We start from the raw sequence: 17,122 nt of genomic DNA, 5'->3' as shown, positions 1-17,122 counted from the left end.
ATAGGATCGCAAGATCACCAGGGGGCCGTTCCGCAAGGGGCGGCCCTTTGCCGTTATGGGCACTCTCCTCATCCCAAATTCATGGGCGGGCAACCTCGGGACGCTATGACCGCAGCATGATCCTTCGCCTTGTCCCCATCGCGCTAGCCGCGCCGCTGATGAGCGGCTGCATCGCCAGCACCGCTGCCAATCTCGTCACTGCGCCAGTGCGCGTGGCTTCCAAGGGCGTCGACATGATGACGACGAGCCAGTCCGAATCCGACGAGAAGCGCGGCCGCGACCTGCGCCATCGTGAGGAGCGGCTCGGCAGGCTCCAACGCGACTACGACAAGCACACCAAGCAGTGCATGAACGGAAACGAGGAGGCCTGCGACGTCGCCCGCGCCGACTACGGGGAAATGGAAAACCTGCGCGCGACGATACCTGCGCCGCAGCGTTAGGCGGCAGCCCGCTTCAACCTGTCGTTGATCGCCGCACCGATTCCATCCTGCGGTATTGGCGCCACCGCTATGCGGGGCTGCTCGGCCGAAGCGCCTTCATGCAAGACCGAGTAGAGCCGCGCGGCCGCCTCAGCAAGGTCACCTGAAGCGGACAAAGTCACATTGCCCGCCACCGGTCCAAAACCGATGTGGAACTCATCCGCGGCCGCCTCCGGCGCGTTTAGCCGCACCGGCTTGCCCGGTGCATAGTGGCTGGCAAGCTGCCCAGGCGCTTCGATGCCTGAAGCCGTGACGTCACTTGAGCCGCCGAGAATCGCCGAAAGCTGGGCCCCGGTGATCGGCCCGGGTCGCAGGATCTGCCAGCCGCCGCCAGGCCTGAGCGCAACGATCGTCGATTCGATCCCCGCCTCGCAGGTGCCGCCGTCGAGGACCAGATCGACCTTCGGTCCGAGCGACGCTACGACGTGGGCCGCACTGGTTGGGCTCACCCCGCCGCTACGATTAGCCGAAGGCGCGGCGAGCGGGAGGCCCGCCGCCGCCAGCACTGCACGCATCGCGCCATGGGCTGGGCAGCGCAACGCCACGGTCTCGAGCCCCGCGGTAACCGCAGCAGCCAGTCCGGCCCCGGTCCGGCGCGGCAGCACCAGAGTCAAAGCGCCAGGCCAGAATTCCGCTGCCAGCCGAAGCGCGCGCTCATCGAACAAGGCCAGCTCGTCGGCCTGGGCCAGATCGATGACATGGACGATCAGCGGATTGAAGTCAGGCCGCCCCTTGGCACGGTAGATCGCCGCAACCGCCGCATCGCTGTCCGCGCGCGCGGCGAGGCCATAGACGGTCTCGGTCGGCACCGCGACCAGCCCGCCCGCCAGCAACACGGCAGCGGCGCGGGCGATTCCGGCCTCGTCGGCGGTAGCTATCGTGGCTTGGCTGTTGCCCGTCATGGCCCGCCGCTATAGGCCTTGCCGGCCAAAGCCAAGGAAAAGCGCGCAATGGACTTCTCCCCGCCCACCGCCGAACAGGTCTTCGCGCTCAAGGTCTGCGCCGGGATCGAGGAACTCTCCACGCAGGACCGCTTCGCCGCCGCGAGCCCCGATATGGTCGAAGCAATCGCGGAAGGCATAGGCGATTTCGCCCAGGGCGTCTGGGCGCCGCTCAGCCGCGTCGGCGATACCGAGGGCGCGAAGCTCGAGAACGGCGTTGTACGCCTGCCGGCGGGCTATGCCGAAGCCTACCAGGGCTTCGTCGAGGCCGGCTGGGGCGCGGTGGCCGCGCCCGAAGCCTTCGGCGGCCAAGCCCTGCCCTACAGCCTCGCCTGCTGCGTGCTCGAAACGATGGGCGCGGCCAATTTCGCTTTCAGCCTGCTGCCGATGCTGACCGTCGGTGCGATCGAAGCGCTCGACCATCACGGCAGCGAAGACCAGAAGACGCTGTTCCTGCCGAAATTGATCAGCGGCGAATGGTCGGGAACGATGAACCTGACCGAGCCGCAGGCGGGCAGCGACGTCGGTGCGCTACGCACCACCGCGACGCCCATCACTGAGGGTCCCCACGCCGGCAAGTACCGGATCAAGGGCACCAAAATCTTCATTTCCTGGGGCGAGCACGAGCTTTCGGGCAACATCGTCCATTTGGTCCTCGCCCGCACGCCCGGCGCTCCGGCAGGATCGCGCGGCATCTCGCTGTTCGTCGTGCCCAAGTATCTTGTCGGCCAGGACGGCACCTTGGGACCGCGCAACGACCTCAAGGTGGTCAGCCTCGAGCACAAGATGGGCATCCACGCCTCGCCGACCTGCGTGATGAGCTACGGCGACAACGACGAATGCATCGGCGAGATCGTCGGCGCCGAAAACGCAGGCCTGCGCGCGATGTTCACGATGATGAACTCGGCGCGGATCAACGTCGGCAGCCAGGGCGTGCAGGTGGCCGAGGCGGCGACCCAGCGCGCCATGGCCTATGCGCGCGAGCGCGTACAGTCGGCCCGTGCCGGCTCGGCCGACAAAGCGTCCGTGGCGATCATAGAGCATCCCGACGTGCGCCGCATGCTGCTGCGGATGCGGGCGCTCACCGAAGGCGCGCGGGCGCTGCTCTACTACACCTCAGGCCAGGTCGATCGCGGAACGCTGGGCGATGCCACCGCGCAGACGCGTGCCGAGCTGCTGGTGCCGCTGATCAAGTCCTGGGGCACCGACGTCGGTTGCGAAGTCGCGAGCCTCGGCGTGCAGGTCCACGGCGGCATGGGCTTCATTGAGGAAACCGGCGCCGCCCAGCATTTCCGCGATGCCCGGATCACGCCGATCTACGAAGGCACCAACGGCATCCAGGCAGCAGATCTGGTGACGCGCAAGCTCGGCATGAACAACGGCGGAGTACTGGCGGCGCTGATGGCGGAGATCGCGCGCGAGGCGGGTGACGCTGCGGCGCTGGCCGAACTGGCGCAGACCTGCGCCGGAACCGGCGAATGGATGCTCAAGGATGCCAGCCTCGACGACCGGCTGGCGGGCAGCGTGCCGTTCCAGACGATGTGCGCGGTGGCCGTCGCCGGATGGCAGTTACTTCGCCAGGCCCGTGCGGCCGGAGAGGATGGCGCGCCCGCTGGCATCGCCCGCAGCAAGCCGGTGATCGCACGCTACTTCCTCAACCGCATCGTTCCCGAAGCGATCGGGCTGAAGGCGTCAGCCACCGGCGGATCGGCGCTCCTCTATGATCTGAGCACCGAGGAGTTGGCCGGATGACCGATCAGGGCGATCCCCTCGCGCGCATCGCGGCCGCGCTCGAGCGATTGACACCTCCACCCGCCCCGGCAATCGACTGGCTGGCCCATCCCGCCTACGTCTGGGACGGTGGCGGCGCCCGAGCGGTCGAGAAGATCTACGCACCGGCGCTCGATCTGCTTCAGGGGATCGATCAGCAGAAGGACGTGGTGACCGCCAACGTCACCCGCCTCGCCGCGGGCCATGCAGCGCACGACATGCTGCTCTGGGGCTCGCGCGGCATGGGCAAGTCGGCGCTGCTGCGCGCGAGCATCGTCGCTGCACAGACGCTCCATCCGGGCCGCATCGCGCTCGTCCAGGTCGCGCAGGATGCCATGGCAGGCATTGCCGGACTCTTCGCGACCTTGGGCAGGATCGACCGCCGCTTCTTCGTTTTCATCGACGACCTCGGCTTCGAGGACGGCGACGGCGGCGGACCGCGACTACTGCGTTCGTGGCTCGAAGGCGGGGTCGAAGCGCGGCCGGGCAACGTCCGTCTGGCGGTCACTTCGAATCGCCGCGCCATCGTCCCACGCCATGCCAGCGAGCAGGACGATCCACTGAATCCGCGCGACGCGGTCGATGATCGGCTCGCGCTGGCCGACCGTTTCGGCTTGTCGATCGGCTTCCACAACTGCAACCAGGACGATTATCTTGCGATCATCGCCGGCTATGCGGCGCATTTCGGCCTGACCTGGGAGCAGGCTGATGCACTCGAATGGTCGCGGCGTCGGGGCCAGCGATCAGGGCGCGTGGCCTGGCAGTACGTCACCGAACTCGCCGGGCGCGCCGGCAAGGCGATTTAGGAGGCGTTTCGCTGGCATCCTTCGACAAGCTCAGGATGAGCGGATGTCGCGTTTATACAAATATTCCCGCTTAGCCCGAGCTTGTCGAAGGTTACCGCTGCTTCATTTCGTTGCGCACTTCGCCAAGCGTCGCCTCGTACTTGGTCGTCGGGTCGGTGAGCCCCTTCTGCGCGGGCATGTGATCCGTGACCACCGCCTTGGGCCCGACCAGTGGCTTGGCGCCCGGCGCCATCACCCGCCAGATCACCCCGGCAGTATCGTCGCTTACCAGCAGCGCGCCCGGCTTGTCCCAGGCGAGCCAGACCGGGCGGCCATGCGTCTCGTTGTCGTTACCCGTAAGGAAGCCGGTCAGCACCGGCAGCGGCTTGCCCAGCGGATTGCCGTTGGCATCGAAGCGGACGAAGACCACGTCGTAACCCGCGAGAGGCTTGCGGTTCCACGAACCGTGGCGCGCGATGAAGGCACCGTTTGCATAGGCATCGCCCATGATATTGCCGTCGCCCGCGAAGACCAGCCCCAGCGCCGCGGTATGGGCGCCCAGCGCGAACTCCGGCTTGCGCGTATATTCGAGCAGGAACTCGGGCATCGGATCCTTGACGCGCCAGTCGATCACGTCCTTCCAGTAGACCCAGGGCCAGCCATATTGCGCGCCGACGGGCACGTTGGTCAGGTAGTCGGGCACGAGATCGGGTCCGAGCATGTCGCGCTCGTTGACCACGGTCCACAGCTCGCCGGTCGAGGGGTTCCAGCCCATCCCGTTGGGATTGCGCAGACCGCCCGCGTACTGCCGGACGCTGCCGCTGGCGAGGTCGATCTCCCAGATCGCCGCGCGGCCCTGTTCGGCAGCAATGCCGTTTTCGGCGATGTTCGATGACGAGCCGACCGCGACGTAGAGCTTCTTGCCGTCAGGGCTCAGCAGCAGGTTGCGCATCCAGTGGTTACCGCCGCCCGGCAGGTCCATGAGCTTCTTGGGCTCACCGGTCAGCGTCGTTGCGCCGGGAACGAAATCGAAAGCCAGCACGGCGTTGTGATTGGCGATGTAGAGCTTGTTCGCGCCCCAGGCCATGCCCGAGGGCGCGACGAGGCCCTTCTCGCGGAACGTGAAGCGCTGCTCGGCCTCGCCGTCGCCGTCGGCATCACGCAGCAGCACGATCCTGTTCGGCGAGGCCTCACCGGCGCCAACCCGGCTCATGAACAGGTTCATGAAGAAGCCGGTGATCCCACCACTGCCGCCGCCACCTTCGCGCGGCGGAGAATTGGTCTCGGCGACGAGCACGTCTCCATTCGGCAAGGTCAGCAGCGTCCGCGGGTGATCGAGCCCTTCTGCGAAACGGGCGACCGCCAGGCCCTGGGCCGGCTTGGGCGCCTCGCCTGCCGTCCAGCCGATCGTCGTGGCGAGACCGACGCTCGGGATCGTCTCGCTCTCCGCCTCGACCAGCAGCGGGCTTTTACCCGTGGTCGCATCAGACGGCTTGTCGGAAGGATTGCCGTGCATGACCCAGGCCGTGAAGGCGACGAGGACGACGACGATCACGCCGAGCGTGACGAGGAGCTTGCGCAAGCGAGGATTCATGCCGGAGAGATAGAGCGCACACCGCATCACGGCAAGGAAGGGAATTGAGACTTACCGCCACCCCAAGCGACTAGCCCTCGGCGCGCCAGCAACTGCTCACCGAGTTCTAAACTTTATAATTATTTATCAATTACTTAAATACCACCACCGGTCAACCGTTGGCAGATCAGATCAAGCTGGTCGAGCGTGCGGTAGCGGATCGTCACCGCGCCCGAACGCGGATCGGCGTCGGCGAGGATCTTTACCGGCAGGCCGAGGAACTCCTCGAGATGACCCTGTACCGCTGCGATATCCGCGTCGTCGGCCGAACTGCGCTCGGGCCTGGCCGTGCGCGGCGCGGAAGGCGCATCGCCCTTGGTCTGGCGGCGCACGAGCTTCTCAACCTCTCGGACCGACAGCCCTTTCTCCACTGCCAACTCGGCCAGCTTCTCGGAGCCTTCGGCCCCGATCAGCGCGCGGGCGTGGCCCATCGACAGCTTGCCCTGCTCGACCAGCATCATGACCGGTTCGGGTAGCAGCAGCAGGCGCTGGATATTGGCGACATGGCTGCGGCTCTTGTCGACCATCCGCGCGATCTCAGCCTGGGTCAGACTCTCGTGCTCGGCAAGACGGTGATAGGCGCGCGCTTCCTCGATCGGATTGAGATCTTCGCGCTGCAGATTCTCGATGAGCGCTAGGGCCATGACCTCGCGCTCGGTCAGCTCGCGGACGATCGCCGGGATTTCATGCAGCTGCGCACGCTGCGCCGCGCGCCAGCGGCGTTCGCCGGCAACGAGCTGATAGCGGCCCGCGCGTAGCGGTCGGACGATGACCGGCTGGATCACCCCGCGCTGCGCGATCGAGGCGGCAAGCTCGTCGAGCGCTTCCTCAGCGAAATAGCGGCGCGGCTGTTCGGGGTGTGGCTCGATATCCGCGATCGAGAGCATCGCCAGTCCGCTAGTCGGTGCCGCGGGTGCGCTGCCGACGCTGCGGGCAGCAACGACCGATTCCTCGCGGCGGGTCTCGCCCATCAATGCGCCGAGGCCGCGACCCAGCGCGGGCGGCTTGCGCTTCGCCGGAGCGGCTTCGGCCGGCGGCACGGCAATACGGATGACGGGATCGTCGCTCATGCCGCTTTCCTCTGTTCGGGCAGCCGCGCGATCAGCTCGCGCGCCAGGGCCATATAGGCGCGACTGCCGGCGCAGGCGTGATCATAGACGAGTGCCGGCAGGCCATGGCTCGGCGCCTCGGACAGCCGGACGTTGCGCGGGATCGTCGATCCGAACACCAGCGGGCCGAGGCACGAGCGCACGTCATCGGCCACCTGGTCGGTCAGGCGGTTGCGGCGATCGAACATCGTCAGCGCCACACCAATGATGCCGAGCTCGGGATTGAAGCGCTGCTGAACCTGCTCGACAGTTTTCAAAAGCTGGCTCAGGCCTTCTAGCGCGAAGAACTCGCACTGTAGCGGAACGAGCAGCGTATCGGCCGCGCTCAGAGCATTGAGCGTCAGCAGGCCGAGCGAGGGCGGGCAATCGATGAAGCAGATGTCATAGCCGTTCTCGCGATCGAGAGCCTGGCGTAACTTGTCGGTGCGGTTCTCCACCGCCACAAGCTCGACCTCGGCTCCGGACAGATCAACGGTCGCCGCAACGACATCGAGACCGGGGATCCGAGTCGCCATCGCGCATTCAGCGATCGACGCCTCATCGATGAGCACGTCGTAGGACGAGCGCAGGCGGTCCGCGGCCTGGATGCCGATCCCCGTCGAAGCGTTACCCTGCGGATCGAGATCGATCAGCAGCGTCTTCCACCCAGTTGCGGCCATGGCCGTGGCGATGTTGATGGCAGTGGTGGTCTTGCCCACCCCGCCCTTCTGATTGGCGATTGCTACGCGAATCACGAAGCTTTTCCCTTCCTGGCGGGTCGTATCGGCCCCGCCAAAGTTCCAACGATCACACCGGCTTCCGAATCGGTCAGCGATTGTTCCACGTGGAACATGTGATTCCATCCGCGAACCATAGCGAGTTCTTGCTGCGCCGAACGCCCCTTGGGCAACAGCCACACCGTGTCGCTTGTGGAAAATCGTGCGGATAGGTCCAGCAATCGGTCAAGTGGAGCAAAAGCGCGCGCAGAAATGACCGCGGCGTTCCGCGCCGGGACATCTTCAAGTCGCAAGCCCTGCACGGTCACGCGAGTCAGACCGAGCTCGCTGGCCGCACGCTCCAGCCATTCAATTCGCCGCTTGCGCGATTCGACGAGCACGACTTCGCAGTCCGGACGGAGCGCAGCAACGACGAGACCGGGAAACCCCGCACCCGTTCCCAGATCCATCCACGGCGATGTTCCACGTGGAACATGCGGCACGAGCTGAGCAGAGTCGGCTATATGCCGCCGCCAGACCTCCTCCAAGCTCGCCGCCGAGACGAGGTTCTGGCGCTGGTTCTCATCGGCGAGCAGGTCGGCCAACCGCTCGAGCCGGACCATCGCTGCATCATCGCATTCCGGAAGCTGACGCAACCAGGCGCGAGCTTCGCCCTCATCGGCGATCATGCGGCGAGCCTGCGCGCATGGACCAGTAGCGCAGCGAGCGCCGCAGGCGTCACACCCGGAACCCGACCCGCCGCGGCGAGCGTTGCCGGTCGCGCCTTGCCCAGGCGTTCGACCATCTCGCGGGAGAGACCTGCAATTGCGTCATAAGGAAAATCATCACCCAGCGCCAACGCTTCGCTAGCACGCAGCTCGCGTAGCTCGCTCTCCTGCCGCGCGAGGTAGGGCGCATAGGCTGCGTCCTCGGCAACCTCTTCGGCCAGCTCGGTGTCGGCCAGTACTTCGGGCGCTATCCAGAGAGACAGCGCGGCCAGGTCGATCCCGCCGAAGCGCAGCCATTCGCGCAAGGATAGTCTTCCGGTGTCGGTGCGTACAGGCAGTCCTTCCCCGGCAAGCACCGCGCTCGACAGTTCGCGATCGAGCTCCTGCTCCAACGCCTGACGCTTCGACTCCCGCTGCTCGAACCATTCGGCCCGTTCCCGGCCGACGCATCCCGCCGTGATCGCGAGCGACGTCAGCCGGGTCGAGGCATTGTTGGCGCGCAGACGCAGCCGGTACTCGGCGCGCGCTGTGAGCATGCGGTAGGGCTCGCTCACCCCCTGCAGTGTAAGGTCGTCGATCATCACCGCCATGTAACTGTTGGCCCGGTCGATCGGCGCCGGTTCGCGGCCGAGCACGGCGGACGCAGCATGCATTCCGGCAACTAGCCCCTGGGCGGCCGCTTCCTCATAGCCGGTCGTGCCGTTGATCTGACCTGCACAGTAGAGACCGGGGATCGCGCGCAGTTCGAGGCTAGACCGCAGGGCACGCGGATCGATGTGGTCGTACTCGACCGCATAGCCGGGCACTGCCATCCCGACTTGTTCGAGCCCCTCCATCGTCCGCAACATGTCGAGCTGGACCTCGGCGGGCAGCGATGTGCTGATGCCGTTGGGATAGACGAGATGCGTGTCGAGACCTTCGGGTTCGAGAAAAATCTGGTGCCCGTCGCGGTCGGCGAAGCGGTGGATCTTGTCCTCGATCGATGGGCAGTAGCGCGGGCCCGAAGCGCCGATCGCGCCGGTGAACAGAGGCGAGCGGTGGAGGTTGGCGCGGATCACATCATGGCTGCGTGCGTTCGTCCGGGTGATCGCACAGAATATCTGCGGCAGCACCCTGCCTTCGCCGAGTGGCGACATCGTCCAGGGTTCCCGGTCCGAAGGCTGCTCGCCGAGCCGGCCCCAGTCGATCGTCCGCCCGTCCAGCCGCGGCGGTGTGCCGGTCTTGAGCCGGGCCATCGGCAGATCAGCCTCGCGCAACTGCTGCGCCAGAACCTGGGCCGAGGCCTCGCCGATCCGGCCGCCGGTCATCCGCTCCTCGCCGCGGAACAAGGTGCCACCGAGGAAGGTGCCGGTGCAGAGCACGACTGCCTTCGCCGAGAGTTCACTGCCGTCGCCGAGCTTGACTCCGACGATGCGCCCACCGGCGAGGACCAGGCTGGCGGCCTCACCCTCGACCAGCGAGAGATCGCCCTGCTGACGGATCATCGTCTGGATCGCCGCCTTGAAGCGCTTGCGGTCTGCCTGGACGCGTGGGCCCTGGACGGCGCTGCCCTTCGAGCGGTTGAGCATCCGGTAATGGATCGCCCCGGCATCGGCCGCGCGCGCGATGAGCCCGTCGAAGGCGTCGACCTCGCGCACGAGATGACCCTTGCCGAGTCCCCCGATCGCCGGATTGCAGCTCATCGCACCGATCGCAGCGAGGTCGAAACTGACCAGCGCGACGCGCGCGCCCATCCGGGCCGCGACCGCCGCCGCTTCCACGCCGGCATGGCCGCCGCCGATCACGATGATGTCGAAGGAGTGCATGCGGCGCCCTTTAACCGACACCGGGATTCGCGTCAAAGCGCGCATGTTCCACGTGGAACAGTTCGGCTCATTTGCCGATGCAGAATCGTCCGAACAGGGCGTCGAGCATATCCTCGGTCGTCGCGCGACCGATCAGGCCGTCGAAAGCGACGCGGACGATGCGCAGGTGCTCCGCTATGACCAGCGGATCGCTGTCGCGGCAGGCATCGACCAGCGCTGTCCCCGCCCGGCCCAGCAGAATATGCTGACGAGCATTGAGCGCGGCCTCCCCGGGTTTCGGCAGCGCGGCGCGGGCTGTGACGACGAGGTCGTCGCGGAGCGCTGCCAGCCCGTCCCCCGTGATCGCCGAAAGCCGATGGCGCGGTGCCCCCCTTGTCCACGCCATCGGCCCGGTCGATCTGCGCCGCAATCTCCCAACAGCCGTCCGGCCCCTCACCTTCGGGTCCGAGCCACAGCACGAGATCGGCCTGTCCAAGCTCACCCCTCGCCCGCGCGACACCGATGGCCTCGATTTCGTCACCCGCCTCATCGCGCAGTCCCGCGGTATCGACAAACAGGAACGGCACGCCGGAGATAGCAACCGGGCGGGTCAGCACATCGCGCGTTGTTCCCGCGATTGGAGCAGTAATAGCCGCCTCACTTTCAACTAATTCATTGAAAAGTGTGCTTTTTCCAGAGTTTGGCGGACCAGCCAGCACCACCCGAAAGCCTTCGCGCAGCATTTCCGCGCGCGGGCGCGCCAGCCAATCGCCGATTTCGCCTGAAAGCGCCTCCAGGCGGGCGGAGAAATCGGTCGGAAGAACCGCGACATCATCTTCATCAGCAAAATCGAGCACGGCCTCGACAGCGGCCGCAGCGGCAAGCACGCGCTCGCGCCAGTCCTCGACTTGGCCCGAGAACGCACCTCCCACCATCGCCATCGCCGAGCGGCGCTGTAGTTCGGTCTCGGCGGAGAGCAGATCGGCCAGCCCTTCGGCTTCGGCCAAGTCTATCCGGCCATTGGCGAAGGCCCGGCGCGTGAACTCGCCCGGAGTTGCGCGGCGCAACCCGAGCGCTTCGAGCGCGCGCTCCACCGCGGCAATCACCGCGCGGCCGCCATGAAGATGGAGCTCGACCATGTCCTCGCCCGTCGCAGTGCCCGGACCTGGCAGCCAGAGCACCAGAGCGCGGTCGAGAAGTGCACCATCGCAGGCCGACAGCGGCCGAAATGCGGCATGTCGGGGTGCCGTCAACCCTCCCGCCAGCGCGCGCAAGGCCTCGCCCGCGGCGAGTCCGCTGATCCGCACAACGCCGATCGCGGCCGGCGGGGCGCCGCTCGAGAGCGCGAAGATGGTATCGGTCATGCCGCGGGCGCTAGCAGAATCGCCCGGACGGCGGGAGTTCTACTTCTTGCCCGCGCCACCCATACCGCCAAAGCTGGCGCCGCTGGCCATCAGGTTCTCGAACAGCTTCATGCCCATCTGCCCCATCGGCGCGAGCTGCTTGGCATATTCCTGCATCTGCTCGAAGCTGCCGACGCCCTGCATCGCTTTCAGCGCCGCATCCATATAGGCTTCGTTGGCCTTGCTGACGTCGGGCAGGCCCAGGAACCGTCGGGCTTCCTCGGGCGTGCAATCGATCTCGACGTTGACTTTCATGGCCTTAACCTCGGCGATTGCTCATGCAGCACTGCTGACACACGGCCTTGGCAAAGTCCACCGCCGAGGCCTAGGAATAGGCCACGAAACAGCCCCGAGGAGAGCCGCCATGACGACCAACACGACGATCCCGACTCTGGATAGCGCCGGCAGCTTCCCTGCTTATGTCGCCAAACCCGCGAGCAGCCCGCGCGGCGCGATCATCGTCATCCAGGAAATCTTCGGCGTGAATCCGGGCATCGTGAAGAAGTGCGACGACTGGGCAGCCAAGGGCTACCTCGCCGTCGCGCCCGACGTGTTCTGGCGGCAGAAGCCCGGCATCGAACTCGATTCGGACATTCCCGAGCAATTCCAGGAAGCCGTCGGCTACATGATGAAGCACGACTTCGACCTGGGCATCCAGGATGTCGAGGCTACCGTGCACTGGATTCGCCGTGAAGCCGGCGTCGCCAAGGTCGGCCTGGTCGGCTTCTGCATGGGCGGCAGGATCGCCTATTTGGCTGCGACGCGCACCGACGTCGACGCTTCGGTCGGCTACTACGGCGTCGGCATCGACCAGATGCTGAACGAATCGCATGCCATCGCCAAGGCGCTGCTGCTGCACGTGCCGACCGCCGACGGCTTCGTCTCGCCCGACGCGCAGAAGGCGATGCACGAAGGGCTCGACGACAACCCGCACGTCACGCTCTACGATTACGAAGGCCTCGACCACGGCTTTGCCGCCGAGGACGGCGTGCGCCGCAACGAGGCAGCCGCGACGCTGGCTGATACGCGCACCGCGGAGTTCTTCGCGAGGCACGTGGGCTGATGCTTCGATAAGCTCAGCATGAGCGGATGTTGTTCTGAAAATCCAGCCCCGCTCACCCTGAGCTTGTCGAAGGGTGCTAGCGCAACGGAGACGTAAATGACTGGGCCCTGGCGCATGGTGGTTCGCAGGTTCGGCGGACCCGAGGTGATCGAACGCGAGGACTTCGACCCCGGCAAGCCCGGTGCGGACGAAGTCCTCGTCGAGAACGAGGCGATCGGCCTCAACTTCATCGATACCTATTATCGCACGGGACTCTACGACGCGCCCTTCCCGATCGCGCTGGGCTCCGAAAGCGTCGGCAAGGTCGTGGCGGTCGGCTCGGCCGTGACCGAATTCGCGGTGGGTGACCGCGTCGGCTCGGTCAGCGCGCCGGGAGCCTACGCCACGCATCGCATCCTCCCTGCCGCCCGGATCGTCCGCGTCCCCGACGGCATTTCGGCCGAAGACGCAGCGGCAACGATGCTCAAGGGCTTCACCGCCTGCTATCTCGCAGAAGACACGATCGCGCTCTCGGCCGGACAGGTGGCGCTCGTCCATTCGGCAGCGGGCGGCGTCGGCTCGATCCTCGTGCCCTGGCTCCGCGACAAGGGCGTCACCGTGATCGCCCACGCCGGTACCCCGGAGAAGGCCGCAAGCGTCGCGGCGGATCACAGCCTCAGTGGCTCGTTTGACGCACTGCCCGATCAGGTGAAAGCCATCACCGGCGGCCAGGGCGTCGATGTCGTCTATGACGGTGTCGGCAAGGACAGCTGGGCGGCCTCGCTCGCCTGTCTCAAGCGGCGCGGGCTGATGGCAAGCTATGGCAATGCCTCGGGTGCGGTGCCGCCGATCACCCTGCTCGAACTGATGCGCGGCGGTTCGCTCTACGTGACCCGCCCGACCCTGGCCGATTACATCGCAGCGCCGAGGGATCTCGCGCATACGGCCGAGCGGCTGTTCGACCGGATGAAGCGCGGCGTGGTCAAGGCCGTGATCGGTCAGCGCTTTGCCTTGGCCGACGCAGCGGATTCCCACCGCGCCCTGGAAGCGCGGCAGACCGTGGGATCGACAGTTCTGATTCCCTAGGAATCAGAACAGGTGAGGCACGACCTCGTGCCAGCCTTCCCAGATCATCTTCACCGCGACGTAGAGGATGACGACGAGGCCGACCCAGCCGATCCAGCGGTAACGCTCGATGTACTTGGCGATGATGTTCGCCGCGACGCCCATCAGCGCGACGGCGAAGATCAGGCCGACGATGAGGATGCCCGGATGCTCACGTGCCGCACCGGCGACGGCGAGGACATTGTCGAGGCTCATCGAGACGTCGGCGACGGCAACCGCCCAGGCGGCGGCGGCGAAGCTCTTGGCCGGGCTCAGGCCGGAATGCTCGTCACCCGCGACCTCGGGCGAGCCGCCAGCCGGTGAAGCGTGAGCGCGAATGTCGCGGTACATGCGCCAGGCCACCCATAGCAGCAGCAAGCCGCCGGCGAGCACCAGGCCGACGATGCCGAGCAGCCAGGTCACCATCAGCGCAAAGATAACGCGCAGTACCAGCGCTGCGAGCACGCCGATGGCGATGACCTTCTTGCGCTGCGCGTCGGGCAGTCCCGCGGCGAGTGCACCGACGACGATCGCGTTGTCGCCGGCGAGGACGATGTCGATCATCAGCACCTGGAGGAATGCAGCCAGTGCGCTGGGCGTGCCGATGTTCGCGAAATCGCGCTTCATCGCCTCCCAGATACCGCCGGGCCCCATCATTTCGGCGGCATCGGCCGCGTTCGCCATCAATTCGATCATGGGCGCAGCGCTAGCCTCGTTTCGCGGTCAGGTGAAGAGGGACAGCAAGCCGATGTCGGGATCGGTCCAGCCTTCGAAGATCATCGAGGCTGCGACATAGAGCAGCATGGCCAGGCCGAGATAGGCGACCCAGCGATGCCGCTCGATCAGCCGGGCGATCGCGTTCGCCGCAAGTCCCATGCAGGTGACAGAGAACACCAGGCCGAACAGCAACACGAACGGATGCTTGCGCGCCGCTCCGGCGACTGCCAGCACGTTGTCCAGGCTCATCGACAGATCGGCAATGACGACCTGGATCACCGCAGCCTTGAAGCTCTTGGGGTTGCTCGATGCCTCGGCCGAGATTTCGGCGTCGGTCATGTCGTCGGGCGCACGGTCCTGGTGCCGCAGCTCGCGGAACAGCTTCCATGCTACCCAGAGCAGCATCAAACCGCCCGCCTCGAGCAGGCCGACGACATGTAGCAACTGTGTGGCCAGCAGCGCGAAGCCGATCAGGAAAACCAGCGCGATGCCGACGCCGATCGTGATGACCTTCTTGCGCTGGTCGGAAGGAAGGCCCGCAGCCAGAGCACCGAGCACGACGACGTTGTCGCCGGCCATCATCAGGTCGATGGCGATGACCTTGCCGAAATCGGCGACGACACCCGACGAAAGAAGCGATTGCAGATCCATCGGGTGCCGATGCTTGCCGGCTTACTGGTTCATCGTGGCGAAGAAGTCCTCGTTGCTCTTGGAATCCTTCATCTTGTCGAGGAGGAATTCCATCGCATCGACCGTGCCCATCTGCATGAGGATACGGCGCAGCACCCACATCTTCGAGAGCTGGTCCTTGGCGACGAGCAGCTCTTCCTTGCGCGTGCCGGACTTGCCGACGTCGAGCGCCGGGAAGATGCGCTTGTCCGAAACCTTGCGGTCGAGAACGATTTCCGAGTTACCGGTGCCCTTGAATTCCTCGAAGATGACTTCGTCCATGCGGCTGCCGGTATCGATCAGCGCGGTAGCGATGATCGACAGCGAGCCGCCTTCCTCGATGTTGCGCGCGGCACCGAAGAAGCGCTTCGGGCGCTGCAGGGCGTTGGCGTCGACACCGCCGGTCAGGACCTTGCCCGAGCTCGGCACCACGGTGTTGTAGGCGCGGCCGAGGCGGGTGATCGAATCGAGCAGGATGACGACGTCGCGCTTGTGCTCGACGAGACGCTTGGCCTTCTCGATGACCATTTCGGCGACCTGGACGTGGCGCTGCGCGGGCTCGTCGAAGGTCGAGGAAATGACCTCACCCTTCACCGAGCGCTGCATGTCGGTGACTTCCTCGGGACGCTCGTCGACGAGCAGCACCAGCAGGAAGACCTCGGGATGGTTGTCGGTAATGGCCTTGGCGATATTCTGCAGCAGGACGGTCTTACCCGTACGCGGTGGCGCGACGATCAGCGCCCGCTGGCCTTTGCCCTGGGGACTGATCAAGTCGATCACGCGGGCCGACTTGTCCTTGACCGTCGGGTCCGAGCTGTCGAGCACCAGGCGTTCGTCAGGATAGAGTGGCGTCAGGTTGTCGAAGTTGACGCGGTGACGCACTGCTTCGGGATCGTCGAAGTTGACGCTGGTCAGCTTCGTGATCGCGAAATAGCGCTCGCCGTCCTTGGGCGCGCGGACTTCGCCTTCGACCGTATCGCCCGTGCGCAAGCCCCATTTGCGGACCTGGTTGGGCGAGACGTAGATATCGTCGGGGCCGGCGAGATAGTTCGCCTCAGGGCTGCGCAGGAAGCCGAAGCCATCGGTCAGGACTTCGATCGTGCCGAGGCCCATGATTTCTTCGCCGTCTTCCGCCACTTCCTTGAGGATGGCGAACATCAGGTCCTGTCGGCGGAGGGTCGATGCGCCTTCGATTTCGAGCTCTTCGGCCATTTCGACCAGCTCGGCAGCGGTTTTTTTCTTGAGTTCTTTGAGATGCATTGTGAGTCCGATTTGCGGATTTAGAGAGGTCTCGATGACCGGCCGATCGAAGGGCTTGGAGAAAGCGGATCGGGCCTGCGGGAATGCACGCCGTCGGCTGCCGGTAAAGACGAAGCTCACATAGTTATGCAGGGGCCGCCCGTCAATCGGGGCGCGACGATCTAAGGCTTCGGCGCGCCGGTTTCCGTCTGATCGCCGAACGACTGCAGATACTTGCCCCGCGCTTCGGCCTCGGCGCTGCACCGCTCGATGTCGGGGCGGAGGATCTGGGTATAGGTCGGCGAGCCGACGATCTTCAGGATGTCGCTCTTGAGATCGGCATTGGGCCGGCGCCCGTCGAGCTTGCCGAAGAAATACATGACGATCGACTGGATGCCCGCCTTGTCGTCGGCGCTGACCGAGGGGTCGTCCTTCGCATTGCCCGCCGCAACCAGATAGGCGGCCATGCAGCGCACGTCGGGATCGGTGGGCAGCGCCGGCGCAGCGGAAGCCGCAGCGGCCGCGAGCAGGATCGTCATCATCGGCTTGGCTCCAGAAAGGTGTCGAAGATCAGAACGGCTTGACGACCACCAGCACAACGATCAGCGCCGCGGCGATGCCCGGTACTTCGTTGAGCAGGCGCAGCTTCTTGCCCGTGAGCTTGCGCTCGCCTTTCGCCAGGGCGGCGGCATAGCCGGCCAGCCAGACGTGGTAGGCCGACAGCGCCAGCACCAACGCAAGCTTGGCATGAAACCAGCCTTCGGCAAAAGCGCCGATCGTCATGGCGAGGGCGAGACCGAGCACCCAGACGACGACCAGCGATGGCCAGAGGATGATCTTGAGCAGCTTGCGCTCGCGATCGATCCAGACCGCGTTCTCAGGCGAGCCCGGCTCGCATTCCTGGTGATAGACGAAATAGCGCGGCAGCATGAACAGCCCGGCCATCCAGAAGATCACGAAAATGATGTGGCCGGCCTTGAGCCAGAGATAGGTCATCGCGAGAACCTGTTGCATGGACCCGGCA

17 protein-coding genes and 1 pseudogene are annotated in these 17,122 nt (G+C 65.8%); 5 read left to right on the top strand and 13 right to left on the bottom strand.

Annotated features, from left to right (window positions below; all coding sequences use genetic code 11):
* Window positions 1–116: 116 nt before the first annotated feature.
* Window positions 117–440: a hypothetical protein gene (locus tag KRR38_RS20475; protein WP_217405025.1), complete on the top strand. Its 324-nt coding sequence runs from the start codon at window positions 117–119 to the stop codon at window positions 438–440.
* Here KRR38_RS20475 and KRR38_RS20470 read toward each other — a convergent pair.
* Window positions 437–1,381, bottom strand: coding sequence for an L-threonylcarbamoyladenylate synthase (locus tag KRR38_RS20470; protein ID WP_217405023.1), 945 nt, complete (start codon window positions 1,379–1,381; stop codon window positions 437–439). The genes KRR38_RS20475 and KRR38_RS20470 overlap by 4 nt on opposite strands.
* 48 nt (window positions 1,382–1,429) lie before the next feature.
* Between KRR38_RS20470 and KRR38_RS20465 the strand changes: the two genes are divergently transcribed.
* Complete coding sequence (locus KRR38_RS20465) at window positions 1,430–3,172, top strand: acyl-CoA dehydrogenase (RefSeq protein WP_217405021.1); 1,743 nt, start codon at window positions 1,430–1,432, stop codon at window positions 3,170–3,172.
* Window positions 3,169–3,996 carry a DUF815 domain-containing protein gene (locus KRR38_RS20460; RefSeq protein ID WP_217405019.1) on the top strand — a complete coding sequence of 276 codons (828 nt, stop codon included), beginning with the start codon at window positions 3,169–3,171 and terminating at the stop codon, window positions 3,994–3,996. The genes KRR38_RS20465 and KRR38_RS20460 overlap by 4 nt, the downstream gene beginning before the upstream one ends.
* A gap of 91 nt (window positions 3,997–4,087) precedes the next feature.
* Here the strand turns inward: KRR38_RS20460 and KRR38_RS20455 are convergent, their stop codons facing one another.
* The 7 genes and pseudogenes from KRR38_RS20455 to KRR38_RS20425 all read right to left on the bottom strand — a co-directional run bounded on the left by KRR38_RS20455 (window position 4,088) and on the right by KRR38_RS20425 (window position 11,582).
* A complete protein-coding gene (locus tag KRR38_RS20455; RefSeq protein WP_217405017.1) occupies window positions 4,088–5,569 on the bottom strand; it encodes a sorbosone dehydrogenase family protein in 1,482 nt (493 codons plus the stop codon).
* A 134-nt stretch (window positions 5,570–5,703) separates the two neighbouring features.
* The gene (locus KRR38_RS20450; RefSeq protein ID WP_217405015.1) at window positions 5,704–6,678 is read right to left on the bottom strand and encodes a ParB/RepB/Spo0J family partition protein; all 975 of its coding nucleotides are present in this window, start codon (window positions 6,676–6,678) and stop codon (window positions 5,704–5,706) included.
* Complete coding sequence (locus KRR38_RS20445; RefSeq protein ID WP_309141099.1) at window positions 6,675–7,451, bottom strand: AAA family ATPase; 777 nt, start codon at window positions 7,449–7,451, stop codon at window positions 6,675–6,677. The genes KRR38_RS20450 and KRR38_RS20445 overlap by 4 nt, the downstream gene beginning before the upstream one ends.
* Window positions 7,448–8,101 (bottom strand): 16S rRNA (guanine(527)-N(7))-methyltransferase RsmG, encoded by a 654-nt coding sequence (rsmG, locus tag KRR38_RS20440; protein WP_217405010.1) that lies wholly within the window; start codon window positions 8,099–8,101, stop codon window positions 7,448–7,450. The genes KRR38_RS20445 and rsmG overlap by 4 nt, the downstream gene beginning before the upstream one ends.
* Complete coding sequence (gene mnmG, locus KRR38_RS20435; protein ID WP_217405008.1) at window positions 8,098–9,945, bottom strand: tRNA uridine-5-carboxymethylaminomethyl(34) synthesis enzyme MnmG; 1,848 nt, start codon at window positions 9,943–9,945, stop codon at window positions 8,098–8,100. The genes rsmG and mnmG overlap by 4 nt, the downstream gene beginning before the upstream one ends.
* Before the next feature lie 67 nt (window positions 9,946–10,012).
* Window positions 10,013–11,288 (bottom strand): annotated as a pseudogene (gene mnmE, locus KRR38_RS20430) (tRNA uridine-5-carboxymethylaminomethyl(34) synthesis GTPase MnmE).
* A gap of 39 nt (window positions 11,289–11,327) precedes the next feature.
* On the bottom strand, window positions 11,328–11,582 hold the full coding sequence (locus KRR38_RS20425) for a DUF6489 family protein (protein ID WP_217405005.1): 255 nt from the start codon (window positions 11,580–11,582) through the stop codon (window positions 11,328–11,330).
* Window positions 11,583–11,691: 109 nt separating this feature from the next.
* Between KRR38_RS20425 and KRR38_RS20420 the strand changes: the two genes are divergently transcribed.
* Together KRR38_RS20420 and KRR38_RS20415 are read left to right on the top strand one after the other, a co-directional pair.
* Window positions 11,692–12,390, top strand: coding sequence for a dienelactone hydrolase family protein (locus tag KRR38_RS20420; RefSeq protein WP_217405003.1), 699 nt, complete (start codon window positions 11,692–11,694; stop codon window positions 12,388–12,390).
* A 96-nt stretch (window positions 12,391–12,486) separates the two neighbouring features.
* Entirely contained in the window at window positions 12,487–13,455 is a 969-nt protein-coding gene (locus KRR38_RS20415; RefSeq protein WP_217405000.1) for a quinone oxidoreductase, read from the top strand.
* A 3-nt stretch (window positions 13,456–13,458) separates the two neighbouring features.
* Here the strand turns inward: KRR38_RS20415 and KRR38_RS20410 are convergent, their stop codons facing one another.
* From KRR38_RS20410 to KRR38_RS20390, 5 genes are all read right to left on the bottom strand, one after another.
* On the bottom strand, window positions 13,459–14,169 hold the full coding sequence (locus tag KRR38_RS20410) for a YjbE family putative metal transport protein (protein WP_217404998.1): 711 nt from the start codon (window positions 14,167–14,169) through the stop codon (window positions 13,459–13,461).
* Between the two features lie 27 nt (window positions 14,170–14,196).
* Complete coding sequence (locus KRR38_RS20405; RefSeq protein ID WP_217404996.1) at window positions 14,197–14,841, bottom strand: TerC family protein; 645 nt, start codon at window positions 14,839–14,841, stop codon at window positions 14,197–14,199.
* Between the two features lie 21 nt (window positions 14,842–14,862).
* The gene (rho, locus tag KRR38_RS20400) at window positions 14,863–16,119 is read right to left on the bottom strand and encodes a transcription termination factor Rho (protein ID WP_217404994.1); all 1,257 of its coding nucleotides are present in this window, start codon (window positions 16,117–16,119) and stop codon (window positions 14,863–14,865) included.
* A gap of 161 nt (window positions 16,120–16,280) precedes the next feature.
* On the bottom strand, window positions 16,281–16,640 hold the full coding sequence (locus KRR38_RS20395; RefSeq protein ID WP_217404992.1) for a hypothetical protein: 360 nt from the start codon (window positions 16,638–16,640) through the stop codon (window positions 16,281–16,283).
* Window positions 16,641–16,668: 28 nt separating this feature from the next.
* Window positions 16,669–17,112, bottom strand: coding sequence for a CopD family protein (locus KRR38_RS20390; RefSeq protein ID WP_217404990.1), 444 nt, complete (start codon window positions 17,110–17,112; stop codon window positions 16,669–16,671).
* Between the last annotated feature and the right edge of the window lie 10 nt (window positions 17,113–17,122).

This window comes from Novosphingobium sp. G106 (genome assembly GCF_019075875.1).
Lineage (GTDB): Bacteria > Pseudomonadota > Alphaproteobacteria > Sphingomonadales > Sphingomonadaceae > Novosphingobium.
This window is presented reverse-complemented; position numbering and strand designations above follow the sequence as displayed.